Annotated in this window: 13 protein-coding genes; 3 read left to right on the top strand and 10 right to left on the bottom strand. The window is 64.5% G+C overall.

Going from position 1 to position 14,186, the window contains the following annotated elements; genetic code table 11:
- Positions 1 to 6: 6 nt before the first annotated feature.
- From AC1C2U_RS14145 to AC1C2U_RS14120, 6 genes are read right to left on the bottom strand one after another with little or no spacing between them, the layout of a single operon-like run.
- Complete coding sequence (locus tag AC1C2U_RS14145) at positions 7 to 1,167, bottom strand: hypothetical protein (protein WP_495362399.1); 1,161 nt, start codon at positions 1,165 to 1,167, stop codon at positions 7 to 9.
- Complete coding sequence (locus AC1C2U_RS14140; protein ID WP_495362398.1) at positions 1,164 to 2,150, bottom strand: glycosyltransferase family 2 protein; 987 nt, start codon at positions 2,148 to 2,150, stop codon at positions 1,164 to 1,166. The genes AC1C2U_RS14145 and AC1C2U_RS14140 overlap by 4 nt, the downstream gene beginning before the upstream one ends.
- A complete protein-coding gene (locus AC1C2U_RS14135; protein WP_495362397.1) occupies positions 2,150 to 2,554 on the bottom strand; it encodes a GtrA family protein in 405 nt (134 codons plus the stop codon). Before AC1C2U_RS14135 ends, AC1C2U_RS14140 begins: the two co-directional genes overlap by 1 nt.
- Positions 2,551 to 4,044, bottom strand: a complete 1,494-nt coding sequence (locus tag AC1C2U_RS14130) for a DUF2142 domain-containing protein (protein WP_495362396.1) — start codon at positions 4,042 to 4,044, stop codon at positions 2,551 to 2,553. The genes AC1C2U_RS14135 and AC1C2U_RS14130 overlap by 4 nt, the downstream gene beginning before the upstream one ends.
- Positions 4,045 to 4,082: 38 nt before the next feature.
- Positions 4,083 to 6,371: a hypothetical protein gene (locus AC1C2U_RS14125; protein WP_495362395.1), complete on the bottom strand. Its 2,289-nt coding sequence runs from the start codon at positions 6,369 to 6,371 to the stop codon at positions 4,083 to 4,085.
- Positions 6,368 to 6,841, bottom strand: coding sequence for a hypothetical protein (locus tag AC1C2U_RS14120; protein ID WP_495362394.1), 474 nt, complete (start codon positions 6,839 to 6,841; stop codon positions 6,368 to 6,370). Before AC1C2U_RS14120 ends, AC1C2U_RS14125 begins: the two co-directional genes overlap by 4 nt.
- A 194-nt stretch (positions 6,842 to 7,035) precedes the next feature.
- On the opposite strand from AC1C2U_RS14120, the gene AC1C2U_RS14115 reads away from it, so the two are divergent.
- Positions 7,036 to 7,959, top strand: coding sequence for an ABC transporter permease (locus tag AC1C2U_RS14115; protein WP_495362393.1), 924 nt, complete (start codon positions 7,036 to 7,038; stop codon positions 7,957 to 7,959).
- Positions 7,960 to 9,123, top strand: a complete 1,164-nt coding sequence (locus AC1C2U_RS14110; RefSeq protein WP_495362392.1) for an ABC transporter ATP-binding protein — start codon at positions 7,960 to 7,962, stop codon at positions 9,121 to 9,123.
- Here AC1C2U_RS14110 and AC1C2U_RS14105 read toward each other — a convergent pair.
- Genes AC1C2U_RS14105 through AC1C2U_RS14095 form a run of 3 tightly spaced genes read right to left on the bottom strand, consistent with a single transcriptional unit; the run spans position 9,089 to position 12,135 of the window.
- Positions 9,089 to 10,117: a glycosyltransferase family 2 protein gene (locus tag AC1C2U_RS14105; protein WP_495362391.1), complete on the bottom strand. Its 1,029-nt coding sequence runs from the start codon at positions 10,115 to 10,117 to the stop codon at positions 9,089 to 9,091. The two genes, AC1C2U_RS14110 and AC1C2U_RS14105, sit on opposite strands and share 35 nt — an antisense overlap.
- On the bottom strand, positions 10,110 to 11,039 hold the full coding sequence (locus tag AC1C2U_RS14100; RefSeq protein WP_495362390.1) for an NAD-dependent epimerase/dehydratase family protein: 930 nt from the start codon (positions 11,037 to 11,039) through the stop codon (positions 10,110 to 10,112). Before AC1C2U_RS14100 ends, AC1C2U_RS14105 begins: the two co-directional genes overlap by 8 nt.
- The gene (locus AC1C2U_RS14095; protein ID WP_495362389.1) at positions 11,032 to 12,135 is read right to left on the bottom strand and encodes a rhamnosyltransferase WsaF family glycosyltransferase; all 1,104 of its coding nucleotides are present in this window, start codon (positions 12,133 to 12,135) and stop codon (positions 11,032 to 11,034) included. The genes AC1C2U_RS14100 and AC1C2U_RS14095 overlap by 8 nt, the downstream gene beginning before the upstream one ends.
- 314 nt (positions 12,136 to 12,449) lie before the next feature.
- Between AC1C2U_RS14095 and AC1C2U_RS14090 the strand changes: the two genes are divergently transcribed.
- Positions 12,450 to 13,316 carry a glycosyltransferase family 2 protein gene (locus AC1C2U_RS14090; protein ID WP_495362388.1) on the top strand — a complete coding sequence of 289 codons (867 nt, stop codon included), beginning with the start codon at positions 12,450 to 12,452 and terminating at the stop codon, positions 13,314 to 13,316.
- Between the two features lie 3 nt (positions 13,317 to 13,319).
- On the opposite strand, the gene rfbA is transcribed toward AC1C2U_RS14090, so the two are convergent.
- Positions 13,320 to 14,186, bottom strand: a complete 867-nt coding sequence (gene rfbA / locus AC1C2U_RS14085; RefSeq protein WP_495362387.1) for a glucose-1-phosphate thymidylyltransferase RfbA — start codon at positions 14,184 to 14,186, stop codon at positions 13,320 to 13,322.

The raw sequence follows: 14,186 nt of genomic DNA, 5'->3' as shown, positions 1-14,186 counted from the left end.
TCGACCTCAGCCTGCGACGTACCTGCCCCGCTGCTCGCCGAGGTCGACTTCGTTCGTCCCGCGCTGGAGCCGCGCCGTCGCGTGGATCACGAGCCCCACCATGACCACGTAGAAGACGAGACCGGGGATCGCGTAGCGGAACGCGGTCGGCGTACCGTTCGTGATGTTGTACAAGGCGATCGCGAGGATCGCCCCGACGAGCAGGTGAGCCTCCGAGCGGCGCCAGAACAGCACGATACCGAGCAACGAGATCACGATGAATACGAACAGGATCGGATCGTTGGCGAGGTAGTTGTAGACATCCGTCGACACGATCTTGACCACCATGCGAGGGATCGCGAGGATCGCTTCGCCGAGGCTGTCAGTGCCCGTGGCTCTGAGGAATTGGTCGGCCTGCGAGAACGAAGGGAAAATGAGCGCCTGGAGCAGCTGACTCCCGAGACTCGCACTGACGACGACGACGGCCGGCCACATCCATACGTTTCGCCGAGAACGGCTCACGAGCATGCCGAAGAGCCACGCGCCCAGGAACGCGCCGGCGACCACCAGCGTCGACTGACGAGTGAAGGCCGAGGTAACCGTGAGGGCCGCCATCACGATGAGCAGCCATCCACGTGCGTCGCGGACGTAACGCCACGCGGCTACGAGCGTGAACGCCGTCAGCAGCGCCGAGAGTGACTCCGTGAGCATCGCCCCGTTGTAGAACACGAGGTACGCACTCGTGTTGACCATCAGCATGACGGCGACAGTTGGGACATTGCCGAAACGTCGCATGAGGATGAGTGTCATCACGATCATCAGCGCAAGCGAGATCAGGAATGTCGTCACGGCGAGGCCGATCGGGCCGAACATGGCCACGAACGGTGTCGCCAGCGCCGAGAGCACAACCCTCGGCTGGACGAGGCCCCACCCGAACATGAGGTCGACACCGGGGATCTCGGTAATCCCGTACCCGGCGGCGAATTCGGCGACTCGGTCGTGGGCCTCTTGTGGACTCGCGCCGAGGAACCAGAACGCTTTCGCGAGGTAGTGGGCGGAGTCAGGAGCATACAGCGGTTGGGTTCGCACCATCGAGACGTAGCCGATGACGAAACTGAGGCCGACGATCGCCCAAGTGAGAATCGCGGCGAAGCTGGCGCGCCACCAGGCTGCGAATGCGGAGGTCATGGTCGGGAGTCACCTTTCGGCACCGCAGTGAACGGCATCATGTTGGGTGTCGATGGGCTCGCTTGGATGTCGAGCTGCAATGCGCTGAGGAGCATCTGCGTGCCGATCATCAGTGGCAGGGCCGCGAGCATGACCGTCGCCGCCGTGGCGACCACTGAGGCGGCGACTTGGAAGCACACCCAGATCGCCACACTGAGGCCGGACACGAACAGGACGAGTCCGAGCACGAGCAGGAGCGCGATCGGCGAGAACGACCACAGCACATATCGGTACCAGATGCGTCGCCAGAATCCTTTGGTCAGCAGGCCTAGGAGCTCGGGTACAACCGTGCTGAGCCGCATGCTCGACACCTCGGCGCCGTAGATGGCCGGGATCGGCACGTCGACGGCCGGCACCTGCAGGATGTTGAGGTGGATGAGCAGGTCGTTCTCGAAACTGTAGCGCCGTGCAACGCGATCGAGGTCGATGCGCTTGAGTACCTCCGTGCGGATGGCCGTGTAGCCGTTCTGTGGATCGAAAAGGTTCCAATATCCACTGGCGAGTTTCGTCATGAACGAGAGCACGATGTTGCCGAAGACTCGGTGCTTCGGCATCCCGTGGAACGACTCAGGTGAGAAGAACCGGTTCGCCTTCGCGAATCCGTAACCCTGGGTGGTCACTCGCTCGAGCAGCGCCGGCAGGTAAGACGGATCCATCTGCGCGTCGCCGGCCATGACGACATTGACATCCGAGCCCGCCGCCAGCGCCGCACGATGACCGGTGATGATAGCGCCGCCGACTCCGGTGTTCACGTCGTGGCGGATGAGCTCGACGCGGGGGTCCGTCGAAGCTCCGACGATCTCGCTCGTGGCGTCATTGCTGCAGTCGTCGACGATGACGATGTGATCCACGAAGGCCGGCATCGTCTCGATGACGGCGGCGATCATCTTCTCTTCATTGAATGCCGGGACGACCGCGGCGATGCGGGCACCTTCGAATACCATCAGGGCTCCTGGCTTGTTGCTTCATGCGATCGCGGACTCTCGGCGAACACCCACCAGCGGTAGGCGAAGTAGCCCCAGATAGTCGTCGCCGCGGTGGCGACCACCTTGCCGACCGCCCATCCTGCCGCCGTCTGGTCCAAGAGGGTCACAATGGCGGCGGTCGCGACCGTGTTGATCGCGACGAGGATCGTGTACCGGACGAGCGCGCGCCCGTGAGGTGCGCGTGACATGAAGCCGAGCGTGCGTTGAATCGTGTACGTGAACGCGAAGCTCATGAGAAACGCGACGGTCGCGGCAAGGGCGGTCGGCCAGCCGAACACCTCACGGAACAGGGCGAGCAGTCCGAAGTCCACGAGGAACGCCAAGAAGCCGGCGCCAAGGTATCGGAGGATGCCCGTGATCACGCGATCTCCTCGGATGGCTGCTTTCGAAGCCAGCGCAGCATGACGAAGATCGCACCTGCGAACGCGAGCGAACCGATCGCCCAGACCACCATCGGCGAGATGGGGATGTCCCACCACCACTCGACATGGTGATTGAGGTTCCAGTCAGTGACGTCGAGGCCGGAGATGTAGCGTCGGATGTTCGTGTGGAGCGCCACAGCATTGGCAACGACGAGCGCGCCCCCGACCAGCCATATCTGCGTCGTTGTGAAGTCGATCCTCCGACCGGCGACCTGCACGAGTGCCACGCCGCCGAGCATCACCATCAACGGCAGGATGTAGCGAGGCTGAACTTCCGAGCCGACGACGACGCGGCTTTGGACGAGGACCCAGACAGGGACAAGCACCAAAGCGGCGGTTACGACGCCGAGAGCGGCCGCCTTCCGCCACGACATCGAGCGAAGTCCGGCGAAGACCACGGCCGCGAACACTCCGAGCGCACCCACCCAGACGACCGCGGGCATCGGCGTATCCAGCCAGCCCAGGTTCCAGGTCCCGAACACACCCGCCCAGAGAGATGGGACGTTGACGAGATTCTGGAACACGAGCTCTGAGATCGGTAGCGACGAACGATCGGACTGTCCGGTCAAGCCTGCCGACAGCACGCCCGATTGCCCCGTGACGATGAAGAAGAGAGCGGCCATCAACAGGGCGGCGATGAACGGCGCGACGGCGACGAGGAAGCGCTTCGATCGCTCGGCAGACAGGATGGAGGCGACCACCACCCCGATGCCCGCGTACGCAGCAGCATCGGCCCGTGCTCCGGCACCCATGAGTGTCGCGACGACGGCAAGCGCGAACAGGGCCCACTTTCGCCAGCCGCTCGAGGAGAAGTACCCGAGCGTGGCGAGCCAGACGCTTCCGCCGCTGATCACCGCCCACGCACTCGGATTGTTGGAGGCGATGAGGAACAGGCCAAGTGGTACCAGCCCGATCATCCACATCCACATCGACGTCGAGCGCAGTCGTCTGGGAAGCAGGAGGTGGAGTGCGACGGCGACGACAAGGAAGATCGCGATGTTGAGCACGCGCAACAGGATCATGGTCAGGTCGCTGAAGGCCTGACCCGCGAAGACCCCCATGGCGGTGTAGTAGATCGGAGGGTAGCTTCCTGCGAAGTTGCCGCGGTTCGTCTCGACCAGAGGATCCGCCCCATCGGCGCGTTCAACGCAGCCTGCACTCACCGACGACTGGAACTTGAAGCACTCCCCCGCGTCGGCAAGATCGGTCGTCACCGCGCGCAGCTTCGGCTCACCCTCGACGTTCTCGCATGTGCCCGACTTCTCGCCGGTCGCGCACCAGATGCTCGTCAGATGGAATTCGTCATCCGGGCTCGAGCCGGCAGGCGACGACATTGCCCAACAGGCGAGAGCGATGAGGGCGAGAAGCGGTGCAAATGCGAGGAGGCGGAGTCGCCGGGACGTCGACGCTGCTTCGCTTCTCTCAGTCACCCGACGATCTTAGCCGTGGAGCGCGCGGCCCCAACGCGTCACGCGTTGGGGCCCGTCGGGATGAGCGCCGCGAACTGCGGTACGACATCGAGCCAACCGGTGCCCTTGTTGAGTTCGGTGAGACGGGCCATCGAGGTGATCGGCCGCTTGGTTCCCTCCACCAACTGGTACACGGTTCCATTCGGCACCCGGATGAAGTCGTTCGCATCGCGCCCCTTCTTCAGGAGTGCGCAGGTGAACGAGTCGAGCGGCATGTAGCTGAACGGATACAGAGCGGCGAACGCCGGATCGACGCGATGCACACTGCCGGCCGCGGCGACGTAGTTCACATCGCCACAGGAAAGACCGAACCCGAGCAAACCCGCGGAGCGCGGGTAGGCGTCCATGCGCACCTGGGTCGTGTAGGAGAATTTCGTGAAACCCGCCTCGACGGGGAACACGAAGTTCGAGAACGCGATCTTGTTCGTGACGCCGTTCACGAGGTACACGGTCGCATCTCCGGGTGATCGCACCATCGTGCCGGTGATCAGTGCCACCGGCCCCTTCGGGAGCGCCGCGATGAGCGAGTCGGGTACGACGTCGATACGGGGGGTCTTCCCGGCCGACAGCGCCATCAGGGCCTCCCACGACCCGATCGGCAGGATCTTGTCGGCCATCACCATGTAGACGGTCGCCGAGGCGGCGGTCTTGATCATCGCGCCCGCCGCAATGCTCCCCTTCGACGGGTAGCCGTCGAGGAACGCCTGCGAGACATCGGTGAACCCGAGTTTGGCACCGAGGTCGCCGGCGGCCCACTCATACCGGCCGCCACCCGCCAGCACGTGGTTCACCGCCGAGCCCGCGACCCTCACGACGCCCGTGAACGGGGGCTTGGCCGGCAGGAATCCGAAGCTCTCAGCGCGCAGGGAACCGGCCGCGCGAGCGGGCAGGCCGGACGAGGCGACCGCCGAGGCCTCGACGGGGTGTTTGCCACCCGCACTGAGGAAGAAATACGCCGACGCGCCACGCTGCCGAGCGAACGCCGACTCACGCACCACCGGCGTCGCGAACGACAACGCCGAGACTGCGCCTTCGGTGAGCACGTTGTACCCGGCAGGAATCCTCGCAGCGGTCTGCGACTGATTGTCGAGGATCTCGCGTTTCGTTCCGTCGTTGATGAAGTAGCGGGCGCCGTCGGTCGTACCGAGCACGGGTCGCAAGGCCGGCCCGTTCACGAATGCCGCGATCTGCGAGTCTGTCAATTGGACGTAGCCGTCAGCGCCGCACGACCCGCCGTAGTCGACCACCTGGTCGCACGAGCCGAACGGGAGTTTGATTCCGGCGTCGAAGAAGTAGATCGTGCCATCGCCCGAGCGGATCACCCGGCCGACGGTGTGGCTCGTCTCATACCGATCGAGTTGGCTCTGCGAGACGAATCCCACGTTGCCGAGCGGGAACAGGGCAGCGAGGATCGCGAGACTCGGAACCGGGTACTTGTACGCTCCGGAGATCAGGTAGACCGTCGCGTTCGCCGAGGTGCGCAACAGACTCGAACCTGCCGTCGTCGAACCGAACCAATCCGTGAAAATGCGCCAGAAGTTCCGATTGCCGTACGCGCTGCAACCGTCGCCGCTGCCGTAGAGGTTCGCCAGGGCGGCGGCGTTCGGCTGGTACGGCGTGTAGTTGTAGAGTCCTGCGGTCGCCTGGTTCTGGATGAACACGTTGCCGCTGCCACAGGCCGCGTTCGGATGGAAGCGGATCGCGTTGACCCTTCCCGCGATGTGGTTCCACCCCGTCGGGTTGGCGGCATATCGCTTGAATTGGAGTGCCGCCATGTACACCTGGTTGAAGAATCCGTAGTAGTTGGTGTCGCACGCCGCCGTGTCGGGGCATCCGTACCCCGTCGCCGACCGATACTGCCGATCAGTCGGCCAGGTGTCCGAGACGAGCCCCTGCTCCTTCTCGAGCAGCACGAGCAGCGCCTTCTGGCTGACACCGCAGATGACGCCGACGCGATAGATGATGGTCGCCGCGCTCTCGTTCGACGCGCCCGAATAGGCGCCGCAGCGCCCGGCTTCCGCGGCGCGGTTCGGAGTGTTCTGTCGGTAGTCCTTCACGCAGGTGTAGCCCGCCCGACATGTCGGGACGCGCGCGTTCAGAAAGGACTGAACCGCGGAGGCAGACATCGCAGCACCGTCGAAGAAGAGCGCGTCGCTGATGATATTGCCCGCGTTGAAGTCGCCGGCGACCGCCGCTTCGGCCGGTGGAACCTCGGACTCGACGACGGTCAGAAGACCGACCGCGAGAATACCGCCGATCGCCATCGCCAGCATGCGTCTGATGTTCATGGCACCTCCACGATCATTTCGTTCGAGACGACCTCGGCGCGGTCGGACTGGTAGTCGAGGGTGACCGACCACGTGCCCTTCGCCAACTGCTCGATGGGAATGCTCACGGCGCCGCACGACGTCGTCGCGCGGTCGGCGGCACCCGTCGACTCCGCCGAGACCTCCCCAGCGTCGCCCTTGAACACGAACGTGCACGCGCCACCGTCTTCGATCACCCCGCTGACGTATCCCGATGCAGTTGCGTGGGCACCATCGACATCGACGTTCGCAACGACGATGACAGCCTCGATCGAGGGCGGAGGCTCGCTCTCGATCGGCTTCGACGTGGCATCCGGAATCGCCGTGGAATCGGGGCTCGCCGTGGCGGGGGAACTCGGGCCGGTCGAATCGGCGTCATCAACCGTGCATGCGGTCAGCGCCAGGGCAGCGACACAGAGAAGCACCAACGTTCCCCAACGTTCGATCTTCATCGTCTCGATCCCACCCACGCCGCTCCCCGAATGCGGCGTACTCCGCCAAGGTTAGCCGTCACGCCGTGGATACGACAGGAGCAACACGTCGAGAATCATCGCCTAGACTCGATGCGGTTCCGATTACCCGACTATGGAACCGCCCGTCTGCACGCCCTCGAGGCGACGACGGACCACCAAGAGAAGAGAGCACGATGGAGGCAGACGCCCTCGCACGCGCCGAACGCATCGCTTCGGAGCCGTTCCACGAGGTGGGCGCGCACACCGACGGCTTCGGCGGTACCGCGCGCTCGATCCGCGAGATCTGGCAAAGCCGGGAGCTGCTCGTTCTCCTCGTCCGACGCGAGGTCAAGGCACGCTACAAGAACAGCTCCCTCGGCATTGTGTGGAGTCTCTTCCGCCCGCTCGTCCAATTGCTCATCTACTACTTCGCCATCGGGCAGATTCTCGGCGCGGCGCGCCTCATCCCCGACTTCGCGATCTTCGTCTTCATCGGGCTCACGGTGTGGGGCCTCTTCAGTGAAATCGTTTCGGGCTCGACGAGCGCATTGATCACCAACGCAGGCCTTGTGAAGAAGGTCTACCTGCCACGCGAGATCTTCCCGCTCAGCTCGGTCGGCGGCGCACTCTTCAATTTCGCGGTGCAGCTCGTGGTGCTGATCGCCGCAATCGCCATCCTGTCGACCTTCCCGCTCGATGCACGTCTGCTGCTCGCACCGCTCGCTCTCGTGTTGCTCATCGTGTTCTCGGTAGCAGTAGGGCTCGTGCTCTCAGCCGTGAACGTCTATCTGCGCGACACCGAGCATCTCGTCGAGATCGCGCTCGTGGTGCTCTTCTGGCTCTCGCCGATCGTGTATTCGTACAAGTTCGTGCACGACGCGCTGAATGGCAATTGGCTCGAACAGCTCTATCTCGCCAACCCCATCACGCTCGCGATCATTGCGATGCAGAAGGCCTTGTGGAACGCCGGTTCGACGGCTACCGGCGCTTTGCAGCAAGACTGGCCCGACTTTCTCGAACTCCGGCTCGTGATCGCACTGCTGGTCAGTATCGTCCTGCTGTGGATCGCACAGCGGGTCTTCTCACGTCTGCAGGGCAATTTCGCCCAGGAGCTCTGAATGACCAACCCGACCATCATCAGCGTCAAGGACGTCTCGAAGCGATTCGTCCTCCACAAAGACAAGTCGCTCAAAGAGCGGATCGTGAACTTTCGCACGTCGCGACGTCATCGCGACGACTTCTGGGCGCTCCGTGACATCAACCTCGACATCGAGCTCGGTTCGACTGTCGGGCTCGTCGGCCACAACGGATCCGGCAAGAGCACCCTTCTGAAAGTCATCGGCGGCATCTTGGACCCGTCGAGCGGCACGGTCACGCGTCGCGGGCGTCTGGCAGCCCTCCTCGAGCTCGGAGCCGGTTTCCACCAAGACCTCACCGGCCGTGAGAACGTCTACCTCAACGCCGCGATTCTCGGGATGAGCCGCAAGGAGACCGACGACCGGTTCGACGCGATCGTCGACTTCTCGGGCATCGAGGCGTTCATCGACACCCAGGTGAAGTTCTACAGCTCGGGAATGTACGTGCGGCTCGCATTCTCCGTCGCCGTGCACTCCGAACCCGACCTCCTGCTCGTCGACGAGGTGCTGGCGGTCGGCGACGAGCCGTTCCAACGCAAGTGCATGGAGAAGATCAGCCAGTTCCAGTCGGAGGGCCGCACGATCGTGCTCGTGAGCCACTCCGCCGATCAGGTCGGCAGTCTCTGCGATCGAGTCGTCGTGCTGAACTCCGGAGAGATGATCTACGACGGTGAGCCGGCGCAGGGCATCCGCATTCTCCGCGACGGCTACCAGGCCGACCGACTGATCGACCTCGACCGCCGCGGCCAGGAGCACTTCGCCCTGGAGGTGGCAGACTTCCGCGCGGTCACGCAGGTCGAAGGCGACGCTGTGGACCTCACTGCATACCTCGACGTCGACGTCAACGAGTCCACCCCCGACTGGGGCGTCGGGTTCTCGATCGAGAACACGCTCGGACTCCGTCTGTTCAACATGACGACGTTCGACGAGATCGAGCTCCCGACCACCGTCGGCCGACACCGGCTGAAGTTCGAGATCCCCGACGTGCACCTCGGCCCGGGAAAGTACCTCATCAACATCGGTCTCGGAGACGTGCACGGCCGGAACTACGACCTGGCCACGCCGGCCGGCACGTTCGACGTGCCGGGCCGCGACTACGGCAACGGCCTCCTCAGGCTTCGGCCGACGGTGTCGGTGGCACCTTAGACGTCGCCGCCCCCTCGTGGTGCCGCTTGCGCTTGTGCTCGAGCGACCCAGCCGCGACGGCCGCAGGGTCGCGCACGTCGACCAGCGTTGAGGCGCGGTAACTCGACCATTTGCGCACGTGGAATGCCGGGTTCACGACGAGCCAGTACGCCTTGCTAGGCAGACTGTAGGCCCTATCACGGGCGATGCGAACCGAATCCCCGACGACGCCACGGGCGGAGTGGGTCACCACCGCGACCCGTGAGATGGGCGGGATGTCGTACCCGATCTGGCGGAGCCCCACCGTCTCGTCGAAGATGCGGTGTCCGTATTCCGAAAGGGTCAGATCGTTGGAGTGCATGACAGCGGCCCGCGGTGCGTAGGCCTTGATGTAGCCGTTGTCGATCACGTCGCGCCCGAAGAGCTGGTCTTCGGCGTAACGAACGTCGCGATAGGGCAGCACGTCGACGAGGAACGAACGTCGCGCGGCCGAGTTGACGTCGGAGTAGAACGCCATCGCATCCCGAATAGCCACCTCGTCGGCGAATGGAGCGTCGTAGAACAGCGTGACGCCATAGTCGGGCCCGAGGTTGCGGAACATGTTGTGGATCTCGTACTTCTGCAGCGGGAACGCGCGGGATCGCGCGACCTGCTTGCCGAGCACTGCGACGACGTCGGGGAACCGCTCCATCGGGTCGATCAACTCGCTCAGCCAGTGCTTCGTACTCGGGACGGCGTCGTGCGTGAGGAAGGCGACGTACTCGCCCGAGGCCTCACGTGCCGCGAGATTCCGCGTGCGTCCGTGGCCGAACTCGTTGTTCGGGATCTCGATGAGACGCACCTCGGGGTGACGCGCGATGATCTCGAGCGTCGAGTCGGTGGATCCGGAGTCGATGACGAGCACCTCGAACTCGCCGTCGAACTTCTGCTTGCGGAGCATTCGGAGAATCTTCTCGAGGTAGTGCTCGCCGTTGTAGGTCAGGATGGTGACGGTCGCCCGTATGTTCTCAGCCACGGAACTCAGCCTTCATGTCGTCGTACGTGCGCCGGATGCCCTCGTCGAGCGAAGTCATCGGTGTGACGCCGAACTCATCACGGAATCGGCTCGTGTCGAGCACGACGCGGTCGACGAAGGTCGGCGGGATCTCGCGCGCGACGATGTCGAAATCGACACCGGTCACGCGGCGGAGCGCATCGAGCACGTCGTTCACACTGTGCCCCACCCCGCTGCCGAGGTTGTACACGTCGTGGGGGGCGGCACTGCCCACCACGGGAAGGATCATTTCGATGAGGTCCTCGACGTAGACGTAGTCGCGCACCATCGACCCTGACCCGAATCGCACGATCGGCTCCCCCTGGAGGATCTGGCGAAGGGCGATCGGGATGAAACCCTGCTTGCGGTTGGGGTGCTGTCGGGGGCCGTACGGGTTCGAGATCCGGAACGCTGTGGAGCGCAAACCGTGCGTCGCATGGAAATATCGCAGGTACCGCTCGATCGCCAGCTTGCCGATGGCATACGGGGATACAGGCAGCGCCGGATCGGATTCGGCGTACTCGCCCTTGCCCTGCTGGCCGTAGATCGCCCCACCTGTCGATGCGAAGTACACGTGCTGTACGCCGGCTGCGACGCAGGACTCCAGTAGTTCCACGGTCTGCGCGAGGTTGGTCCGGATGTCGAGCGTCGGATCCGCTTCGGCCGTCGCCGGCGTCGTCGTCGAGAGGAAATGGAAGACGTAGTCCTGCCCGGCGACCGCGGACTCGAGGTCCGACCGGCTGAGGAATTCCCCCGCCACGACCTCGACACCGTCGGCGGTGAACGTCGGCTCCCGCGCGCTGTACCGATCGAATCCCCGTACCTCGTGGCCCGCGCGGGCGAGGCCGTCGACGAGGTGGGAGCCGATGAAGCCGTTCGCGCCGATGACGAGCGCCCTAGCCACGGAGCGCCCCCTCGAGAGCTTTGAGGAAGACCTGGCCGGACGCAGCCCAGTCGACCCCCCTCACGGACTCCGACATCGCGCGCGACCGCTCGATCGCGTCGGGCCGCTCGACGACATCAACGAGCTTGCGAGCGATCGCGAGCGGTGAAGCGGGGACGTACTCGATAAAGGGGTTGTCCGAGACCATGCGATTGTTGGGCCCGTCGTTGACGACCGGTGTGACGCCGCTGGACATCAGCTCCAGCGGCAACAGCGACATATTCGACAGCGACATGACGAGGCCGGCTGCGCAACGGTTGTACACCTCGTTGAGCTCCGAGAGTTGGAGGCTGGCGAGGTTGCGGTGCTCGAACGGGATGCGCCAGTTCGCGACATCCCATCCGGCGAGGTTGATCGTGACGTCGGGTCGGAGCTTGGCGAAGTCGTTCAGCACGAGCAGGCCGAACTCGAACGCGCGCCGGGGTGTGACCGGCCTCGCGTAGAAGAAGATCTCGTTGCGAGGACCGTCATTCGTGATGCGATAGTGCCGCTTGTCGACGGCGAAGTCGAAGTGCTCGGCGGCCATGCCGTACTCAGTGCTGAGCTTGTGAGCGAGCCATCCGCCGGCCGTGATCGCGTGGAATCCGAAGTGGTAGGTGTTCTCGGCCAGGACCGCCTCGGTACCGAGCGGGTAGAAGCTCGGTTCGAAGTCCTGCACGAAGTAGAGCCGCTTCGCCTGCGAGCGGTCGAGGAACGACGGGTACGCGGTCTCCCAGCCGGTCGCGAAGATGGCCTGCGTATCGTCGGCCACCCCACGCTCGCGGTCCCACACCTCGATCGAGGCGTCGAGCGTCGGATACGCTTCGCTCTTCTCGAGCATGGCCCGAACACCGACAATGTCGACGGGCCGATCCTCGGCCTGGTACAGGTAGATGCGGCAGTCGTGGCCCCCGCGTTCGGCGAATTCGATGAATCGGAACAGGTTCTGGTGTCCGCCGCTCTCGCGGCCGGGAGGCGACATGATCCACGCGATGCGTGCGGGGCCCGACTCGACCGTGATCGACTCGCGGATCCGATCTGGGATGACGGTCCAGTCCACGGCGGCGGCGTCCTCCATGGAGACCAGCAGCGTCGGGACCTGAGGGGCGGCAACCTTCGCGAGTTTCGTCCGCGCATACCGGAACGTCGATCCGACACCCTGCGCGCGCGCGAGCGCTGTCGCAGTCCGGATCTTGCGAGCGATGAGCCGAGGGCCCCCCTGCACTGCCTTGGTCACAAGCCTGCCGATCGAACCCACCACATACCTTTGCTGTCGGAATGCCCCGCCGGTCGGCGGCAGAGCCACCCGAGTCTAGCAAGGCACCCCTGAACGCCCTGTGCGCGGACGACGCAGAGCGGATTCCCGGGTCGACGGCAATAGGATCGGATACCGTGCCAACCCCTGCCGAAGATCGAGTCGCCGTCGTCACGGTGTCCTACAACTCGAGCACGCAGCTGCCCGGATTCCTCGACTCGATCGCAGCGCTGAACTTTCGCCCCCGCCACGTCTTCATCGTCGACAACGCGTCGCTCGACACCGCAGCTTCGCAGGTGGTCGCGGCGACGTACGGCGCGACCGTGCTGCCGCTGGACCGCAACCTGGGTTACGGCGGCGCGGTCAACGAGGGCGTGCGCGCCCTCCCCGTCGATGTCGAGTACGTCCTCGTCTCCAACCCCGACGTCGCGCTCGCGCCGAACTCCGTCGGCACCCTGGTCGCTGCGCTGAGCGGCGCCGACGGCACCGGCGCTGTTGGGCCCCGCATCCTCAACCCGGATGGCAGCACGTACCCTTCCGCGCGGAACCTTCCCTCGCTGCGTACCGGAGTCGGCCACGCACTGTTCAGCCGACCGTGGCCGTCGAACCCGTGGACTCGTTCATATCGCGCCGAAACCCGTTCGCCGCTCAAGTCCCGCTCGGTCGGATGGCTCTCCGGTGCGTGCCTGCTCGTGCGCCGCGGCGCATTCGAGGAGATCGGCGGGTTCGATACGGGCTACTTCATGTACTTCGAGGATGTCGACCTCGGATTTCGGCTGGGCGGCGCAGGTTGGCAGAACTCGTACGTGCCCACAGCGGTCGTCACGCACATCGGTGGCCTCTCGACCAAGAGCGAGTCGAAGCGCATGCTCCGTGCCCATCATGAGAGCGCAGAGCGGTTCATCCGCCGGAAGTACGCCGCACCCGTGCTCGCGCCGATTCGCTGGGTCCTCACGGCTGGACTCAGGATCCGATCCTGGGTCGTCACGCGAGGCGTCGACTGACCCTCAGCGGCTCCCGAGGAGCCGGCGCAGATACGCGCCGTATCCGCTCTTCACCAGAGGTTCGGCGAGCGCAGCGAGGCGCCCGTCGTCGATCCAGCCGGCGCGCCAGGCGATCTCCTCGATGCATCCGATCTTGAAGCCCTGTCGGTCTTCGATGACACGCACGTATTCGGACGCCTGCATCATCGATTCGAAAGTTCCGGTGTCGAGCCAGGCCGTGCCACGGTCGAGCACTTGAACCTTGAGCCTGCCCTGGTCGAGGTACCGCTCATTGACGGTGGAGATCTCGAGCTCGCCGCGCGCGCTGGGCTGAATCGTCTTCGCGATCTCGACGACCGAGTTGTCGTAGAAGTAGAGTCCGGGCACAGCGAAGCTGCTCTTCGGCTCCGATGGTTTCTCCTCGATGGAGACGGCACGGAACGCGTCGTCGAATTCGACCACACCGTAGGCGGTCGGGTCGCTGACCTCGTACGCGAAGATGACCGCACCTTCGACCTGGGTGTGCGTGCGCAGTGCGGAACCAAGACCGGAGCCGTGGAAGATGTTGTCGCCGAGCACGAGCGCGACACTCTCGTCGCCGATGAAGTCCTCGCCGATGATGAAGGCCTGCGCGAGACCATCGGGCGATGGCTGCACTGCATATTCGAGACGGATGCCGAGTTGAGTCCCGTCGCCGAGGAGAGCGCGGAACTGGTCGTTGTACTCGGGGGTCGTGATGACGAGGATCTCATCGATGCCCGCCATCATCAGGGTCGACAACGGGTAGTAGATCATCGGCTTGTCGTAGATCGGCATCAGCTGCTTCGAGATGCCCTTGGTGATGGGCCACAGCCGACTGCCCGAGCCGCCGGCCAGGATGATTCCACGCAT

The organism is Agromyces sp. Y575 (genome assembly GCF_059445445.1).
The sequence above is the reverse complement of the archived record's forward strand: the minus strand, read 5'-3'. Positions and strand labels throughout refer to the sequence as shown.

Coding starts and splice junctions, on each gene's coding strand:
- AC1C2U_RS14145 (WP_495362399.1), bottom strand. CDS start 1,167: ATGACCTCCGCATTCGCAGCCTGGTGGCGCGCCAGCTTCGCCGCGATT.
- AC1C2U_RS14140 (WP_495362398.1), bottom strand. CDS start 2,150: ATGGTATTCGAAGGTGCCCGCATCGCCGCGGTCGTCCCGGCATTCAAT.
- AC1C2U_RS14125 (WP_495362395.1), bottom strand. CDS start 6,371: ATGAACATCAGACGCATGCTGGCGATGGCGATCGGCGGTATTCTCGCG.
- AC1C2U_RS14120 (WP_495362394.1), bottom strand. CDS start 6,841: ATGAAGATCGAACGTTGGGGAACGTTGGTGCTTCTCTGTGTCGCTGCC.
- AC1C2U_RS14115 (WP_495362393.1), top strand. CDS start 7,036: ATGGAGGCAGACGCCCTCGCACGCGCCGAACGCATCGCTTCGGAGCCG.
- AC1C2U_RS14110 (WP_495362392.1), top strand. CDS start 7,960: ATGACCAACCCGACCATCATCAGCGTCAAGGACGTCTCGAAGCGATTC.
- AC1C2U_RS14095 (WP_495362389.1), bottom strand. CDS start 12,135: ATGGAGGACGCCGCCGCCGTGGACTGGACCGTCATCCCAGATCGGATC.
- rfbA (WP_495362387.1), bottom strand. CDS start 14,186: ATGCGTGGAATCATCCTGGCCGGCGGCTCGGGCAGTCGGCTGTGGCCC.